A 14,322-nucleotide genomic window follows, 5' to 3' on the forward strand; every position below is an offset into this window, starting at 1 on the left:
AAAAGGTTAATGCTGATTAAAATAATTAGCAAAAAAATTACATAAAAACAGAAATTTGAGTAAAATAAATTCAAAAATAAAATCCGTATAAAAGGTCAATAAAACATAAAAGTAAGTAAAAAGACATCCAAAAATTAACAAAACATGTCTTCTGTGGACATGTTTTGTTAATTTTAAAGCAAAGATCAATTAATATTTATAGCTGTAATATCTTGCTCCGGTAAGAACAGGATTTTCAGATTCTATTGATATGAGTCCGAAACCTTTATAATTTTTATTGACAGAATTATTCAGCTTCTTTCTGTGCAGCCTTTCGTAGGTTTCAAAATCAACAGATGTTCTGTTTTTTAAGTTTTCAAATAGATTCCATTTGGCGGCTGCAGTCTTCCAGTTTTTGGATATTTTTCCGGTAAAAACTTTAGATTTTGAACCGCTTCCGTACCCCAAAAAGCCTATTTCTGCACCTGTCAGCTCTTCACCTTCGTCAAAAGCAACCTGTATTGCAGAAAGAAATGCCATAAAGATGGAAGCTGTATACATATTTCCTATTTCTGAGGACGCACGCTGTGATCTTTCAATCTTTTCACTGATAAAATTGAGATAATCTTCAGATTTTGCAACTGCTTTCTGCTCGTCAGGAGATTCGTAAGGAAGTCCGTTTTCTAAACTGTAGATTTCTGTAAAAACTCTTTTTCCATGGAAAGCGTAAGGAAGGTGGAAAATAAGATACTTCCAATCTTTATAAGGTTTATCTTTTCCTGTAATGTCCTTATAATGCTGGTAAGCTTCCCTGATTCTGTCCTGATAACATTGATTGGAATACTGTCCGTCAAAAACCGGCTCATCGGTAAAGATCTCAATTTTATCAGGAAATGTTTCCGGAGCTGAATTTAGATTTTCTTTAGTATAGGCTCTTCTGGGTTTAAAGAAGTCAAAAACGCCTTCGGTAGCTACTCCCCAGTTATTTTCAATTTCAAGAAGATCCGGCTTTGATGAAACGAGAAGAGCAACTGCACCTCCTCCCTGGGTATATTCGCCGGAAGAGGCCAATTCGTATTTGGCATAATCGCTGGCGATAACTACTGCTTTTTTGTTGGGATTCACTCTTACGAAGTCAAGGGAATTATGAAGGGCATCTATCGCTCCGATACAGGCGAAAGTCAGATCCACCACATCACAGTTTCTGAAACATCTTTCGCCAAATTCTTTTTCCAGAACTTTTTCTATCATCTGCATCGCGTAGGAAGCTGTAGGTTTTGCTGCATCGAGAGCACTTTCCGTTCCTAAATAAATCCTGGCTATATCTTTGGGATTAAGATCATGATCTCTGATCAGTTTCAATAAAGCTTCTGCTGCAAAGGTAGCAGCATCTTCATGAACATCAGGAAATCCCATTTTATGCAGTCCCAATCCTTTTTCCAGTTTTGCAGGTTCAATTCCTCTTTTCTCCGCCAGGTCTTTGATCTCTAAGTACAAAGATGGCACATAATAGCCCGCAGCCTCAATTCCAAAAGTCATTTTATTCTAAATTTTTATACGAATTTATAAAATGATGTTTGAATAGGCCCTCAGTTATCAGGTATAATTTGCCTTTTTAATATAAAAATCATAAAAAAACCGCTGTTCAATACAGCGGTTTTATATTCTTGATATTTTAATGATCTGTTTATTTAAAATCTTCAATGGCTTTATTTATGGCATCAATCTGTTTGTTGATGCTTGCAGAATTCTGAGGATCCTGCTTCAACAGCTCCATTTTTTTACTTAAACCATCTTTCAGCATCTGGGAAATCATCATTTTTACCTGAGGATTATCACCCATTTCACCTTTTGCTTGGCTGACTATTTTGGTAATGTTTTCAGTAGCTTTCAGATTATCTGAGCTCATGATCCAGTTATATCCTTCTTCCGCAGATTTACCCAATTCCGGATTCTGGAACTTAATAAACGGATAAAAAGCTACAAGCGGAGTGATATTGGCCATCTGTGAAGTCACTTTATTCTTTACAATAACCGGAAGCAGCTGACTTAGCAATTCGTCTGAAGCTCCTTCAAGATCAATTTTACCAGCCAATGTACTAGCTTTTGACGGGTCAATAGCTACAACAGCGCCTAATGAAGTCCCTTTTACAGCATTGGAAACAGCATTTACTCCTTTCTCAAAAATTGGAAGATATTTTTTATCCTTAGTTTTAGCTAATGCGGAAATGGCAGCAGCCTGAACTAATGTTTTTGGGTCGTTAGAAGCTAATTTCTCGACATCTGCGCCCAGGGCTTTCATCTGTTCAGGATTTGAAAGATCCATCAATTGAAGGGCTTTGATTCTTGTTCTAAAATACGGATCTTTTATTGCAGCAGCCAGTAATTTAGTGACGGCCGGATTTTTTCCTACCTGATCTTTTATGGCTGATAAAGCTTTATATCTGCTCTTAAATTCTTTAGAGTTGGTGAACTGCATCAGGTTCTGCTCGGGAGTTTTGGTATCTGTAATATCTGCCAGTAAAATTCCGTCTGCGTTGATATTGACAAGATCAGGAGTTTTAGAAACATCAAAATTGAATGTATTCTTCGCTTCGGCATTTACCCAGACGTTATATCTTTTTGGCTTTCCGTTGTCATACACATCAATGGCAAGAGGAAACTCAAATGGCTGCTCCTGTGTCTGGTTGATCGTTACGGCTACCTGTTTTTTTACCGGTTCGAAAGTAAATGAGTAATTGATCTTTGGATTTCCGCTTCCGAAATACCATTGATTGAAGAACCAATTCAGGTCTTTCCCTGAAACCTTTTCAAAAGAAAGTCTTAATTGGTGTGCTTCTGCATTCTGGTACTCATTGGTTTTCAGATAGTCGTTCATTCCGGCAAAGAAAGCATCATCACCGAGATAATTTCTCAGCATGTGAAGAATTCCACCTCCTTTCTGATAGGTCACAAGATCAAAAACATCTTCACGGGAGTCATAATTGAATCTTACAAGGTTTTTCTTGAAATCAACCGGATTGTGGATATACATATTCACATCGGTCATCTGGTGGTAGTCTGCCTGGTCTTTTCCGTATTTATATTCATTCCAAAGGTATTCGGAATAGTTGGCAAATGATTCATTTACTGTTAAGTTGCTCCAGCTTTCTGCTGTCACAAGGTCTCCGAACCAGTGGTGGAATAATTCATGGGCAATGGTATCTTCCCATTTGTTTTCATCGATAAGCTGTCCCGGCTTTTGAAGGATATCGCTTCCATGAAGGGTTGCGGTTGTATTTTCCATGGCACCGCTCACATAATCTCTTCCTGAGATCTGTGCATATTTTGCCCACGGATAATCATAGCCCATTTTTTTGGAGAAAAACTCGATCATTTCCGGAGTATTTCCGTAGATCTGTTTTGCATAAGGTTCATATTCTTTTTCGATATAATAATCTACAGGAATATTTTTCCATTTGTCTTTAACGATGGCATATTCTCCTACGCCCATGAAGAACAGATAAGTGGCATGTCTTTTATCCATTACCCAATGGTCTGTTCTTAAATTGTTTCCTTCTTTCTGTGAATCTTTTAGAATTCCGTTGGAAAGCGTTACGTATTTATCAGGAACAGTCATATAGATCTCCTGGGTAGTCTTCTGATTCGGTTTATCGATGGTTGGGAACCATGCAGAAGAAGATTCCGTTTCCCCTTGTGTCCAGATTTGTGTAGGCATATCCTGTTCCTGTCCCTGTGCATTGACGAAATAAAGACCTTTGGCATCATTGATGGCCATACTTCCTTTCTGTTTTACTTCATTAGGTCGTGCGGTATATTTGATGTACACCGTATATTCCTGATTTTTCTGATAGGTTTTGTCCAGATTGATTTTCAGGATGTCATCTTTATATTCATATTTCAGAGGTGATCTTTTTCCGTTGTTGTCAAGAGCTACTTCATGAATCAGCATTCCTTTTGCATCAAGTGTTAATTCATTGGTCGGATAAAAATACGGAGAGGCTGTCAGCCATTCTTCCCCACCCATTTGCTCTTTCTGATAATCAAAATTGACTTTAAGCTTGGTATGTTTAAGTTCCGTTACTTTCGTGTGAGTGGCTCTGTAAACCTTTTCCCTTCCTGAAGTTTCGGTCTGTGCTGATACGTTGGTGGAAAAGAAAATTCCGAGTATAGCAATGGACAAAATCGCCTTTTTCATGTATTACTGTATTATTTTTTAGAATTATTTTTTGTTATTATTTCAAAAATATCATTAACCAGGGTTTCGTAGTCTCCTTTTGAGCTGTTCTTTTGTTTTGGCAAAAGCTTTTTTCAGTTCACTTTCCGGGTTTTCGTCATCAACGATCTCTGCCGAAGCTACACCTTTCAGTTGTAGAACTGCATTTTGAAGTGCTGCAAGGTCTGCATTGTCTTCTGTATTGATTTTTAAATATTTCATTTTATTGTTTCTTAAAGGTAAAATTATTGGCTCCTTGTGAGAAGTCCATAGTTCCTTTCTCAGCATTGAACTTCATTTTAATGCCTGCCATTTCAAACTTAAATTCGCTTTCAGAGACTGCTTCCAGTGGAAATGCGCCCTGTCCTGTAGCCTGCCCCATCAGCTTTCCTTCTTGCTGAAATATTTTTATATCCAATGGAAAGCCTTCTGTCTTGTAAAGCCCTTCATATTTTTTCAGAATTTCAGCTGCTATAGAAACTTCTTTAAAATTAGGCATTTTAAAATCTTTTCCAATAGCTGTCTGGATCATTTTGATCGAAATATCATTATTATCGTAATCTGATTGATTGGTTATGGCACTCACTGCTACTTTCAGCTCAGGAAAATAATACAGTACTGATCGGAACTGATCAATTCCCCCGTTATGTCCATACCCCGAATATTTTTCAAAAGGTACCTGTGCAATTCCATAGCCATAGCCGTCGATAAAATTTTTCATCCGGGAAAGGCTGGTTTTATTGATGAGTTTTCCGTTTTCCAGAGCAGTGATAAACTTCAGAAGTTCTGTTGGGGTAGAAATGATATTTCCTGCACCAACAGGAATGCTCATATCTGTTTCCTGCCACGGCTGATAACTTCCAGCGGAGTAGGTATAGGAAAGCGCCTGGTTTTTGGAAGGATCAATCTTTCCGCCCACTTCCGTCAGTGTTAACTTCAGAGGATTTGTAATTTTAGCCTTAAGCAACTGTGCATAAGTTTTTTTATAGACCTTTTCCAGTATAAAGGCCAGCAGAATATAATTTGAATTGCTGTATTCATATTTTGTTCCCGGAGAAAAGTCGTTTTTGTATTTTTTGATGATTGACACCAGGGATTGTTCTGTCTGAGCTGTTGTATTATAGCTCCAGTACTCCTGTTCATCCGTTAGATTATGAATTCCGCTTCGGTGCTGTAAAAGATTTTCAAGGGTAATTTTATCTGCATTTTCTATTTCAGGATACCAGGTGGAAAGTTTAGTATCGAGGGATAGTTTTTTTTCTTCAACAGCCTTCATCACAAGTACTGCGGTAAATGTTTTGGAAATGGAACCTATTCGGTATTGGGTATTTATATTGGCTTTCTGCTGTTTTGCAACATCGGAGAATCCTGTAGTTTTCAGAAAAGTAGGTTGCCCTTTTTCTGCAATAGCGAAACTTCCCATGACTTTATGATGAACAGAAAGTGAATCAAGATAATCCATTAATTTCTGTTTGTTTGTACTTTGAGAAAATGCCATACATGAAATACTTGCTGTCACCACAAAAAACAGTTTTTTCAGAATCATATTATTAATTTTCCAATCAGTAGTAAAATTAAGGATTCTGTTACAACAGTACGTACCGGAAAGTTATTTATAGTCTTCAGAAGAAATCAAGATTTCTCAGTTGTGACATCATCTTATGTTCATCTTTCCACAAACTGTCTTTTTTTGAGATAAAAAAAGTGAAGACCTTGCTTCACTTTTATATTCCATACGATTAATTAAATTGCCACAGGAGCTTTGATTCCCGGGTGCGGATCATAATTTTCCAGGGTAAAGTCTTCAAAATTAAAACTGAAAATATCTTTTACCTCAGGATTCAGCTTCATAACCGGAAGTGGCCTTGGTTCTCTGGAAAGCTGTTTATTAACCTGTTCAAAATGATTGTTATAAATATGAACATCTCCGAAACTATGAATATAATCTCCTACTTCCAGATCGCAAACCTGTGCAACCATCATCAGCAGTAAGGCATAGCTTGCAATATTGAACGGCACTCCCAGAAACACATCAGCGCTTCTCTGATATAATTGCAGCGACAGTTTTCCATCTGCTACATAAAACTGGAACAAAGCGTGACATGGTGCAAGGGCCATATTAGGTATCTCAGCTGCGTTCCAAGCAGAAACAATGAGCCTTCTTGAGTCAGGGTTCTTTTTGATCTGATCTATGACTTCAGTAATCTGATCTACCACTTTTCCGTCAGCTCCCTGCCAGCTTCTCCACTGTGCACCGTAAACAGGTCCCAGGTCACCGTTTTCATCAGCCCATTCGTCCCAGATGCTCACTCCGTTGTCGTTGAGATATTTGACATTGGTATCACCATTCAAAAACCAAAGCAATTCATAGATAATGGATTTCAGGTGTACCTTTTTTGTAGTTACCATCGGGAAACCTTTTGACAGATCGTATCTCAGTTGGTACCCGAAAACACTCCTGGTTCCGGTTCCGGTTCTGTCCGTCTTGTCTGTTCCATTGTCTAAAATATGCTGTAAAAGTTCCAGGTAGTTCTGCATTTTGAAAGTGCTTTTTATGGTTCAAATTTAGAAAAAATTAAACGATTTATGGGTATCATAGATCATAAAAAAGCATCCATTTCCATGAATGCTTTGTCTATTAGGTTCTTTGATCTTTAATCAAAAGAATGAAATTTTTAACTTTAAATTCCTATAAAATGATTACCAGATCTTCTGAATAGTCTGGGTCATATTATTAATGACAAAAGTCTCGCCTTCTTTTTTTCCTGACATGGCCTTCACCAAAGGTGATTCTGCAGAAACCGTCATAATCTTCTGGTTTTCGGAAATAATTTCGCCTATGGATATTGTGATATAAAAGAAACCTTTATCCGTTTTCACCAAGGATCCGTTCTGAACTTTGTCTGAAGGTTCAACTGATATTTTTTGAATCACAGACTGCTGATTTAGAGATTCATTTAGCTGTCTCTGAAGGTTATTGATTTCCTGCTGAAGCATTTCGCGGCCTGTTTCATATTTGTCGCCCATGGAACTTTTGGTATCATTACTAGAGGCACGGGTTTCTGCAATCAGGTTTTCAAAAGATTGTATTTTTTCTGTAAGCTTTGTTTTTATAATGTTCAATAATCCCTGTTTGTTCATATCTGAAGGTTCGTGTAAATTTTGATTAAAGCCGGTTGCCAATGTGCATAAAGTAAGCGGGCTAAAGCCCGCCTCTATTGAATATTTTATACCTATTTATTTTTCAAAAACTGCATAATCTGAAACTTTGAATGTAAAGTCTTTTCCGTTGTCAAAATCTCTTTTAGTCTTGTCAAAAACATTCCGGAAAGTTCCTGAAAGATTTTGGTCTTCAATCGTAAAATTTACGGGTTCTTTTGACATATTCAGGACTACCAGCACCTCATCTTTTCCGTTCTTTCTAACGTAAGCCAGAATTTTATCATTGGCTGTGGTATTTAAAAGATAAGTAGATACATTACTATCCCCTCCTCTTAACGCGGGATTGGAGGCTTTCAGTTCCAGCAGAGTTTTATAAAATTCAACCATCTGATAGGTACTGGTCCATTTGATGACATCTTTTTCAAAAAATTCCAGCCTTTTCATATTGGGAAGTTCCTGACCTGAATATAACAGGGGAATACCGTTCCATGTTGCAGAGAACACGGCCATAGGCTTGGTGATTGCTCCATACTTTTCGTATTCTGTACCGTTCCAGGAATTTTCGTCGTGATTGGTTGTAAACCAGGCTCTCATGGAAGCATCTCCGATATTGGAATATTTTTGCAACAAATCTTTAAGTTCCTGAAGAGGCTCATTTTTCTTATAATAATCTGCAGATTTGTGCATCCATTTCCACGAGTAGCTTGCATCAAATACTTTTCCGTATTCAGGGCTTTCAAGCTCATCAAATTCTCCCAGCCAGAAAAGAGGTTTTATTTTTTCGACTTCCGGACGTGCCTGCTGCCAGAAATCCACTTCAACCCAAGAAGCAAGATCGCATCTAAAACCGTCTATACCGGTTTCCTTTACCCAGAATTTCATGGCATCAATCATTGCCAGCCTCATTTCCTGGTTTTTGTAATCAAGCTCAATAATATCATCCATTCCTGAAGCAATATGGAATTTTCCATCAGGATCTTTCAGATAGAATTCCGGATGTGTTTTTGTCCAGATATGATCCCAACCGGTATGGTTTGCAACCCAATCAATGATTACTTTAAAGCCTAATCGATGGGCTTCGTTCACCATATGCTTAAAATCATTCATGGTTCCAAACTCCGGATTGATGGACGTGTAATCTGAAGCGGCATACTGACTTCCAAGACTTCCTTTTTTATTTTGCTGGGCAATGGGTGTTATGGGCATAAACCAAAGAGTTCTGACTCCCATTTTTTTCAGGCGGGGCATTTCTTTTTCAAATGCTTTAAATGTCCCTTCCTGTGTATATTGTCTTAAGTTGACTTCGTAAATATTGGTCGTGTGCTTCCATTCCTTCGGCAGATCCATAGTATTTTGAGTATTTCGAGTGGTACAGGAAATAATTCCCAGACCAATTATTGCTAATAGAATTAATTTCTTCATTTATCTATTTTTAACAAAAGTAAGGAATGTTTTTTTGTTAAAGAGCAGAGAAAGTAAAGAAGTGAAAAAGGTAAAATGTGAATGGTTAATAGTGAATTTTGCTTCGCAAGGCAATTTTCATGAAAGATGAATGGAGATAAAAATTCACTATTGATTCCATGAAGTAAAATTCACCTTTAATATAAAAAAGCCCCGGACAGAAATCCGGGGTCTTATATTGTTCAGATGTTATCTTTCATCATCGTTATCATCATCCTCTTCGAAAACATCATCGTTGTAGTTTTCTTCTTCGTCATCATCGAAACTGTCATCATCTTCATCTTCAAAATTTGTACTTCCTCCAAAGTCATCCTCGAAACTGAAATCATCATCCATCAATGGCATTGCCGATCTTTTTTTAGATCCTCCGTTTCCGCTTTTGCTTGGTGCTTTTAACGGAACGTTTCCGAACCTGTATACCGTAATAGGATAATTAACTCCTTTTGTTTCTTCGATGATTTCTACAAGCTCGCAGTATAGCTCCCAAAGATCAAGAAGCCCGTACTGGAACTGAGCTTTGTCGCCTATATTTCCAAAAGCTTCATCAATGTACACATCCGACATAATTTCGCCATCACCATCGTCACTCATATCTTCCAGGGGAACACTTTTTACTATTGTTCCGTCGTCTTCCAACATATTAAAAGTGGAAAGTTCGTCTCCCTGAAGACTGAACGCGCTTTTAATTCCCAAATGTAAGTTCCATAGTGATTGTTTTCCCTTTACTTCAATATCACGGAAAATATCTTCTTTCGCATCTAATATTACGCGGATCTTGTAAACCATATCAGTTTCTTAAATTACTTTTTTGCCTTAATTATTATGATAAATCTCTGTTGCAAATATATAATAAATGACAGGTGACAAAAAAATATTTCAGGATTTTTTAAAATATTTTTTTTTCTTACATTTTACCAGAATTATTTGCTTTTTTCAAGCATAAAACTGAATTTAGTCCCTTCAAGATAGACGCTTTCTACGGTAATATTTTCGTTATGGGCTTCCAGGATATGCTTTACAATAGCCAGTCCAAGTCCGGAACCACCTTCTCTTCTGCTTCTGCTGGTTTCGACACGGTAAAATCTTTCAAAGATTCTCGGAAGGGCTTCAGCTTTAATTCCCATTCCGTTGTCAATCACTTCAATCAGTACTTTATTTTTAAGCACACTGGTTTTTACGACTACTTTCGCTTCCTGCCTGTTGGCATAATGGATAGCATTGGAAATAAGGTTAATAAAAACCTGTGAAATTTTCTGTTTGTCGGCATCTACAAAGATTTGTGGATGAAGGGTCTGGATCTGCAGAGTTGCATTATGCTTTTCAGCTTCAAATTCAAGAAGCTCAAAAATTTCTTTGATCAGAAGGTTAACATCAAATCTTGAAACCGTAATGCTGATCTCTCCTGCCTCGAGGCGGTTGATCATGTCAAGATCTGTAACGATTGCGATCAGTCTTTCCACAGATTTATCTATTCTTTCCAGATACTTATCTCGGATGGTAAGATTGTCAACACCTCCGTCTCTGAGGGTTTCCACATATCCCTGAATGGAAAACAGCGGTGTTTTAAGCTCATGGGAAACATTTCCGATGTATTCTTTACGGTAGCTTTCCATTTCCTTCATCATATCGATTTCCGTTATCTGCTGCTGGTTAAGATCGGAAAATCTTTCGCCAAGTTCTTTAATGGTAATATTTTCGTTATTGTCATGAACAATTTCCTGCGGAAGCATTTGTGAAAGCCCGCGAACCTGCTTTTTCCCATAATAGTTGAAAAGAAGCTCCAGGACCACATAATTGATCATAAAGATGAGGATGAGGCAGGTAAAAAGGCCAATCTTAAAAAAAGGCGTCTGGTAATAGATATCCTTCAGTGAATCAAAGATGATCACTAAAAGAAACATCACCAGTGTCAGAAGACACGAGGCGACGAGTGTAAGTCTGTAAAATTTCAATTTTACAAGTTTTTATAGGTTTATGTAAAGATAGGAAATATGTTATTAAACGATAAGCTTATAACCAATTCCTTTTAATGTCTGGATGGTATTAATTCCCAGCTTTTCTCTCAATCTTCTGATATGGACGTCAATAGTTCTTTCTCCTACGATTACGTCATTGCCCCATACTTTTTCCAGAATTTCTTCTCTCTTGAATACTTTTTCAGTATTTGAAGCGAGAAGATAAAGCAAATCGAACTCTTTTTTAGGAAGAAGGAACTGCTGTCCGCTTTTGGAAACCCTGAAATTGTCTTTGTCGATCACCAGATCACCAATTTCAATCAGTTTAGCATTATCTGAAACCTGGGAAGTTAGCTGCAATAAAGCGTTCACTTTAGAAATCAGAATTTTCGGTTTGATCAGTTTTACAATATAATCATTGGCTCCGGCCTGAAATCCTGCCAACTGGGAGAATTCCTCGCTTCTTGCGGAAAGGAAAACAATCAGTGTTTTCTGCAGTTCTTTTACTTTACGGAGCTCCTGACAGGTTTCGATACCGTCTTTTTCCGGCATCATGACATCTAATAGAATAAGATCGGGGATGATTTCTTTGGCTTTATCTATTCCTTCGTTACCGTTTGTGGCAGTATAGATATCATAGCCTTCTTTTTCCAGGTTGTAAGACAGAATCTCTAAAATATCCAGTTCATCGTCTATTAAGAGTATTTTCTTTTGGTTCATTTTCAATTTTTACTGAGTCAAAGTTAATAAATTTTAAAGCACAGATGAACAAATGTATTATCGTTCATATAAAGTTAACAATAATCTTGTTTTATTAATGTTTAGTTAAAGAAAAATTAAAATTCGCTAAACCACTTACCCCATTAATCTTTTATTCCTTTGCACCGAAAGAAACTAGTAAATAAAGTAAGTAAGATAATGAAAATTAATAAACTTAGCATTGCGGTCGTATTTTTATCCGGATCAATGTTTTACGCTCAGGAAACGAAGCAGGACACGATCATTAAGGAGAAAAAAATTGATGGCGTAGTAATCCAAGGAAGCAGCAACAAGAAAACTGAAACTGCGGTATTAGGAGAACAAAAAAAAGCGGTTATTCAAAAACAGGCTGTAAGTGCTGAAGAGATTTCCAGAAAAGGGATTTCGAACGTGGAACAGGGGCTTACGAAGGTGACGGGAATCACTACGGTAGAAGGAAGAGGACTTTTCGTAAGAGGACTTGAAGAACGATACAATTATTTATTGATCAACGGTCTTGGATCACCTTCCAACAACCCTTTCCAAAAGATCATTGCCCTGAAGCAGTTTCCGACTGATGTAGTAGGAAAGCTAAATATCTATAAAACCTTTAATTCTAACCTTTACGGAGATTTTGCAGGAGCTACTTTTGATATTGAAACGCTTACGATTGATAAGCCATTTACGAAAGTGGAATTTAGCGTAGGGATAAATACTTTAAGTACATTCAGAAATAACTTTAAAGTATCTGAAGGTGCAGACGGAATGAAGGGCTATTTGGGTTTGAATTCGAGAGACAGAAGACTTCCTGATGAAGTTAGAGATTCAAGACCAAGCAACTATAGATTTACAGCAAATGAATCATTAAATTCTTTTAAAGATTCATGGAATGTGGACAATGTAAAAGCAATGCCCAATACAAGTATTGGATTTACAACTGTACAGAAAACAAAAATGGGTGAAACAGGGAATTTAGGAATTCTATTCTCTTTAAACCAGTCAGCAAAATATTCATACAGAGAAGGAGAGAATAACCAGTTTAGAAATAATGGCTCTACCGTAGAGCTAAGCAATTTGTTAACTAAAAAAGATTACGAATATGAAACAGAATCTTCTGTTTTACTAGGATTAGGATATAAAAACAAAGGTACTAATGTAAATTTGAATGCAATTTACCTACAGAATTCATCCAATATTATTCAGGATTTTACCGGATATAAAAATGGCCAAGTTCTGGATCAGCGTTTCTTTAGAACAAATCAGCAGGATATTTCGAGATTTTTGGATTTACAGTTAACTGCGGCACAAAAAATCGGAGAACGTCACCAATTCAAAGCAGGGGCAAGTTATGTAATTAACAGTTATAGCCAACCAGACAGAAAGATTTTTGAACTTAGTCAGCCTGAAGATTTTACTCATGCTTTAATTTCATATGGAGGTAATAGCTTTATCCGACAGTATTTGGATGTTAATGGCAGATTTTATGGTTCAGCATTCGGAGAATATTCTGTTTTATTAGGTGAGAAGGGTGATCGAAAGGATTATCCATTACAAGTATCTATCGGGTATAATGGATTTGCAGATATAAGAAAGAATTCATATCGTTTTATTTTCGGTAACCCGGGAACCGGAAGTTCTTCTGTTTATATTAATGTCGACCGTCCTCAAAATGCTTTAAATAATTCCATTAGCAATGGCCAGCTTTATTATAATGAAGGCAGTGATTCTTACGCTTACCTATCTAATATATATCAGTTTGTAAATGCCGGATATGCTAATATTAATTACAAACCTACTGATACATGGGATATCTTATTAGGTGGTAGATTTGAGAATGACATGAGAATTATTAGATTTAACAGACCTGGTAATTCAAATAGAGAAAACCTAACACCAAATAAAAACTACTTTTTACCTTCACTCTCTATAAAAAAGGCCTTAAATAATAAAAATAACTTAAGATTATCTTTAAGCAAGACTATTACCCGTCCTGTCCTTATTGAAACAATGCCTATTGAATATATCAATCCAGATAATTCCTCTATCCTTGGTAATGCCAATATTCAAAACAGTGAAAACTACAATATAGATTTAAAATGGGAATATTTCCCAACTAATAAAGAAATGTTTGCCGTTAACTTATTTGCAAAGAGGATAGATAAGGCCATAGAGCGTTCCATGGCTCCTTCAGCCAATGCAAGTGGTGCTGTTATTACATTTTATAATGCTGAAAAAGCTACTCTTGCAGGAGTTGAGCTGGAAGGTATTTTGAACTTAGGCAGGTTTTCAGAATCCTTAGACAAATTTACATTAGGAGCTAATGCTACCTTTATGTATTCTGATGTAACAAGAAGTGAAGATCAATTAAAAACTGAAAGACCACAAGGTTTTACAAATGATCAGCTTCATAAAAGAGGCTTGCAAGGGGCTGCTCCTTACACCATCAACGCTGATCTAAAATATGAATACAAGAATTCAAAAAATTTCAGCAAAACTTTCTCTTTGGTATATAATGTATCTGGTTCTAAAATTTATGCAGTAGGAGGTTCGGGTGCAGATAACTATTATGAAAAACCTTTCCATCAATTAGACTTTGTTTATCAAAATCAAATTGATAAGAATTGGAACATAAAAGCAGGAGTACAAAACATTCTAAACAGTAAATACCGTGTTGAATTAGGAGACGATAGTTATTATACTGTAAATACAAACAGTATTTATTCATTAAATAATTATTTCAACGGTGTAACTTTTAATTTGACCGTAGGCTATACCTTTTAAAAATTAACTTATAAAATAAAATCTTATTAT

11 protein-coding genes are annotated in these 14,322 nt (G+C 36.6%); 1 reads left to right on the forward strand and 10 read right to left on the reverse strand.

Features of this window, described 5'->3' with window-relative positions:
• Window positions 1–189: 189 nt before the first annotated feature.
• The 10 genes from ACMGDK_RS10655 to ACMGDK_RS10700 form a co-directional block, all read right to left on the reverse strand.
• A complete protein-coding gene (locus ACMGDK_RS10655; RefSeq protein WP_436807932.1) occupies window positions 190–1,518 on the reverse strand; it encodes a hydroxymethylglutaryl-CoA synthase family protein in 1,329 nt (442 codons plus the stop codon).
• Between the two features lie 148 nt (window positions 1,519–1,666).
• Window positions 1,667–4,177: a M1 family metallopeptidase gene (locus ACMGDK_RS10660; protein WP_436807933.1), complete on the reverse strand. Its 2,511-nt coding sequence runs from the start codon at window positions 4,175–4,177 to the stop codon at window positions 1,667–1,669.
• 54 nt (window positions 4,178–4,231) lie between these two features.
• Window positions 4,232–4,417 (reverse strand): hypothetical protein, encoded by a 186-nt coding sequence (locus ACMGDK_RS10665; protein ID WP_436807934.1) that lies wholly within the window; start codon window positions 4,415–4,417, stop codon window positions 4,232–4,234.
• Between the two features lies 1 nt (window position 4,418).
• Window positions 4,419–5,741, reverse strand: coding sequence for a serine hydrolase domain-containing protein (locus ACMGDK_RS10670; protein WP_436807935.1), 1,323 nt, complete (start codon window positions 5,739–5,741; stop codon window positions 4,419–4,421).
• A 197-nt stretch (window positions 5,742–5,938) separates the two neighbouring features.
• Window positions 5,939–6,733: a thymidylate synthase gene (locus ACMGDK_RS10675; RefSeq protein ID WP_436807936.1), complete on the reverse strand. Its 795-nt coding sequence runs from the start codon at window positions 6,731–6,733 to the stop codon at window positions 5,939–5,941.
• A 162-nt stretch (window positions 6,734–6,895) separates the two neighbouring features.
• Window positions 6,896–7,336 (reverse strand): GreA/GreB family elongation factor, encoded by a 441-nt coding sequence (locus ACMGDK_RS10680; RefSeq protein WP_436807937.1) that lies wholly within the window; start codon window positions 7,334–7,336, stop codon window positions 6,896–6,898.
• Window positions 7,337–7,432: 96 nt separating this feature from the next.
• Window positions 7,433–8,779: an alpha-amylase family glycosyl hydrolase gene (locus ACMGDK_RS10685; protein WP_436807938.1), complete on the reverse strand. Its 1,347-nt coding sequence runs from the start codon at window positions 8,777–8,779 to the stop codon at window positions 7,433–7,435.
• A 228-nt stretch (window positions 8,780–9,007) separates the two neighbouring features.
• Window positions 9,008–9,604 (reverse strand): IS1096 element passenger TnpR family protein, encoded by a 597-nt coding sequence (locus ACMGDK_RS10690; protein ID WP_436807939.1) that lies wholly within the window; start codon window positions 9,602–9,604, stop codon window positions 9,008–9,010.
• A gap of 134 nt (window positions 9,605–9,738) precedes the next feature.
• On the reverse strand, window positions 9,739–10,770 hold the full coding sequence (locus ACMGDK_RS10695) for a sensor histidine kinase (RefSeq protein WP_436807940.1): 1,032 nt from the start codon (window positions 10,768–10,770) through the stop codon (window positions 9,739–9,741).
• A gap of 45 nt (window positions 10,771–10,815) precedes the next feature.
• On the reverse strand, window positions 10,816–11,493 hold the full coding sequence (locus tag ACMGDK_RS10700; RefSeq protein ID WP_027379708.1) for a response regulator transcription factor: 678 nt from the start codon (window positions 11,491–11,493) through the stop codon (window positions 10,816–10,818).
• A gap of 198 nt (window positions 11,494–11,691) precedes the next feature.
• Here ACMGDK_RS10700 and ACMGDK_RS10705 point away from each other — a divergent pair, with 198 nt between their 5' ends.
• A complete protein-coding gene (locus tag ACMGDK_RS10705; protein WP_436807941.1) occupies window positions 11,692–14,292 on the forward strand; it encodes a TonB-dependent receptor plug domain-containing protein in 2,601 nt (866 codons plus the stop codon).
• The last annotated feature ends 30 nt before the right edge of the window (window positions 14,293–14,322 follow it).

This window comes from Chryseobacterium hilariae, from assembly GCF_051400735.1.
GTDB lineage: Bacteria > Bacteroidota > Bacteroidia > Flavobacteriales > Weeksellaceae > Chryseobacterium.

Bases quoted from the DNA above. Each gene is read 5' to 3' on its own strand.
- ACMGDK_RS10690 (WP_436807939.1), bottom strand. From the start codon at position 9,604: ATGGTTTACAAGATCCGCGTAATATTAGATGCGAAAGAAGATATTTTC.
- ACMGDK_RS10700 (WP_027379708.1), bottom strand. From the start codon at position 11,493: ATGAACCAAAAGAAAATACTCTTAATAGACGATGAACTGGATATTTTA.
- ACMGDK_RS10705 (WP_436807941.1), top strand. From the start codon at position 11,692: ATGAAAATTAATAAACTTAGCATTGCGGTCGTATTTTTATCCGGATCA.
- ACMGDK_RS10660 (WP_436807933.1), bottom strand. From the start codon at position 4,177: ATGAAAAAGGCGATTTTGTCCATTGCTATACTCGGAATTTTCTTTTCC.
- ACMGDK_RS10685 (WP_436807938.1), bottom strand. From the start codon at position 8,779: ATGAAGAAATTAATTCTATTAGCAATAATTGGTCTGGGAATTATTTCC.
- ACMGDK_RS10665 (WP_436807934.1), bottom strand. From the start codon at position 4,417: ATGAAATATTTAAAAATCAATACAGAAGACAATGCAGACCTTGCAGCA.
- ACMGDK_RS10680 (WP_436807937.1), bottom strand. From the start codon at position 7,336: ATGAACAAACAGGGATTATTGAACATTATAAAAACAAAGCTTACAGAA.
- ACMGDK_RS10655 (WP_436807932.1), bottom strand. From the start codon at position 1,518: ATGACTTTTGGAATTGAGGCTGCGGGCTATTATGTGCCATCTTTGTAC.
- ACMGDK_RS10675 (WP_436807936.1), bottom strand. From the start codon at position 6,733: ATGCAGAACTACCTGGAACTTTTACAGCATATTTTAGACAATGGAACA.
- ACMGDK_RS10670 (WP_436807935.1), bottom strand. From the start codon at position 5,741: ATGATTCTGAAAAAACTGTTTTTTGTGGTGACAGCAAGTATTTCATGT.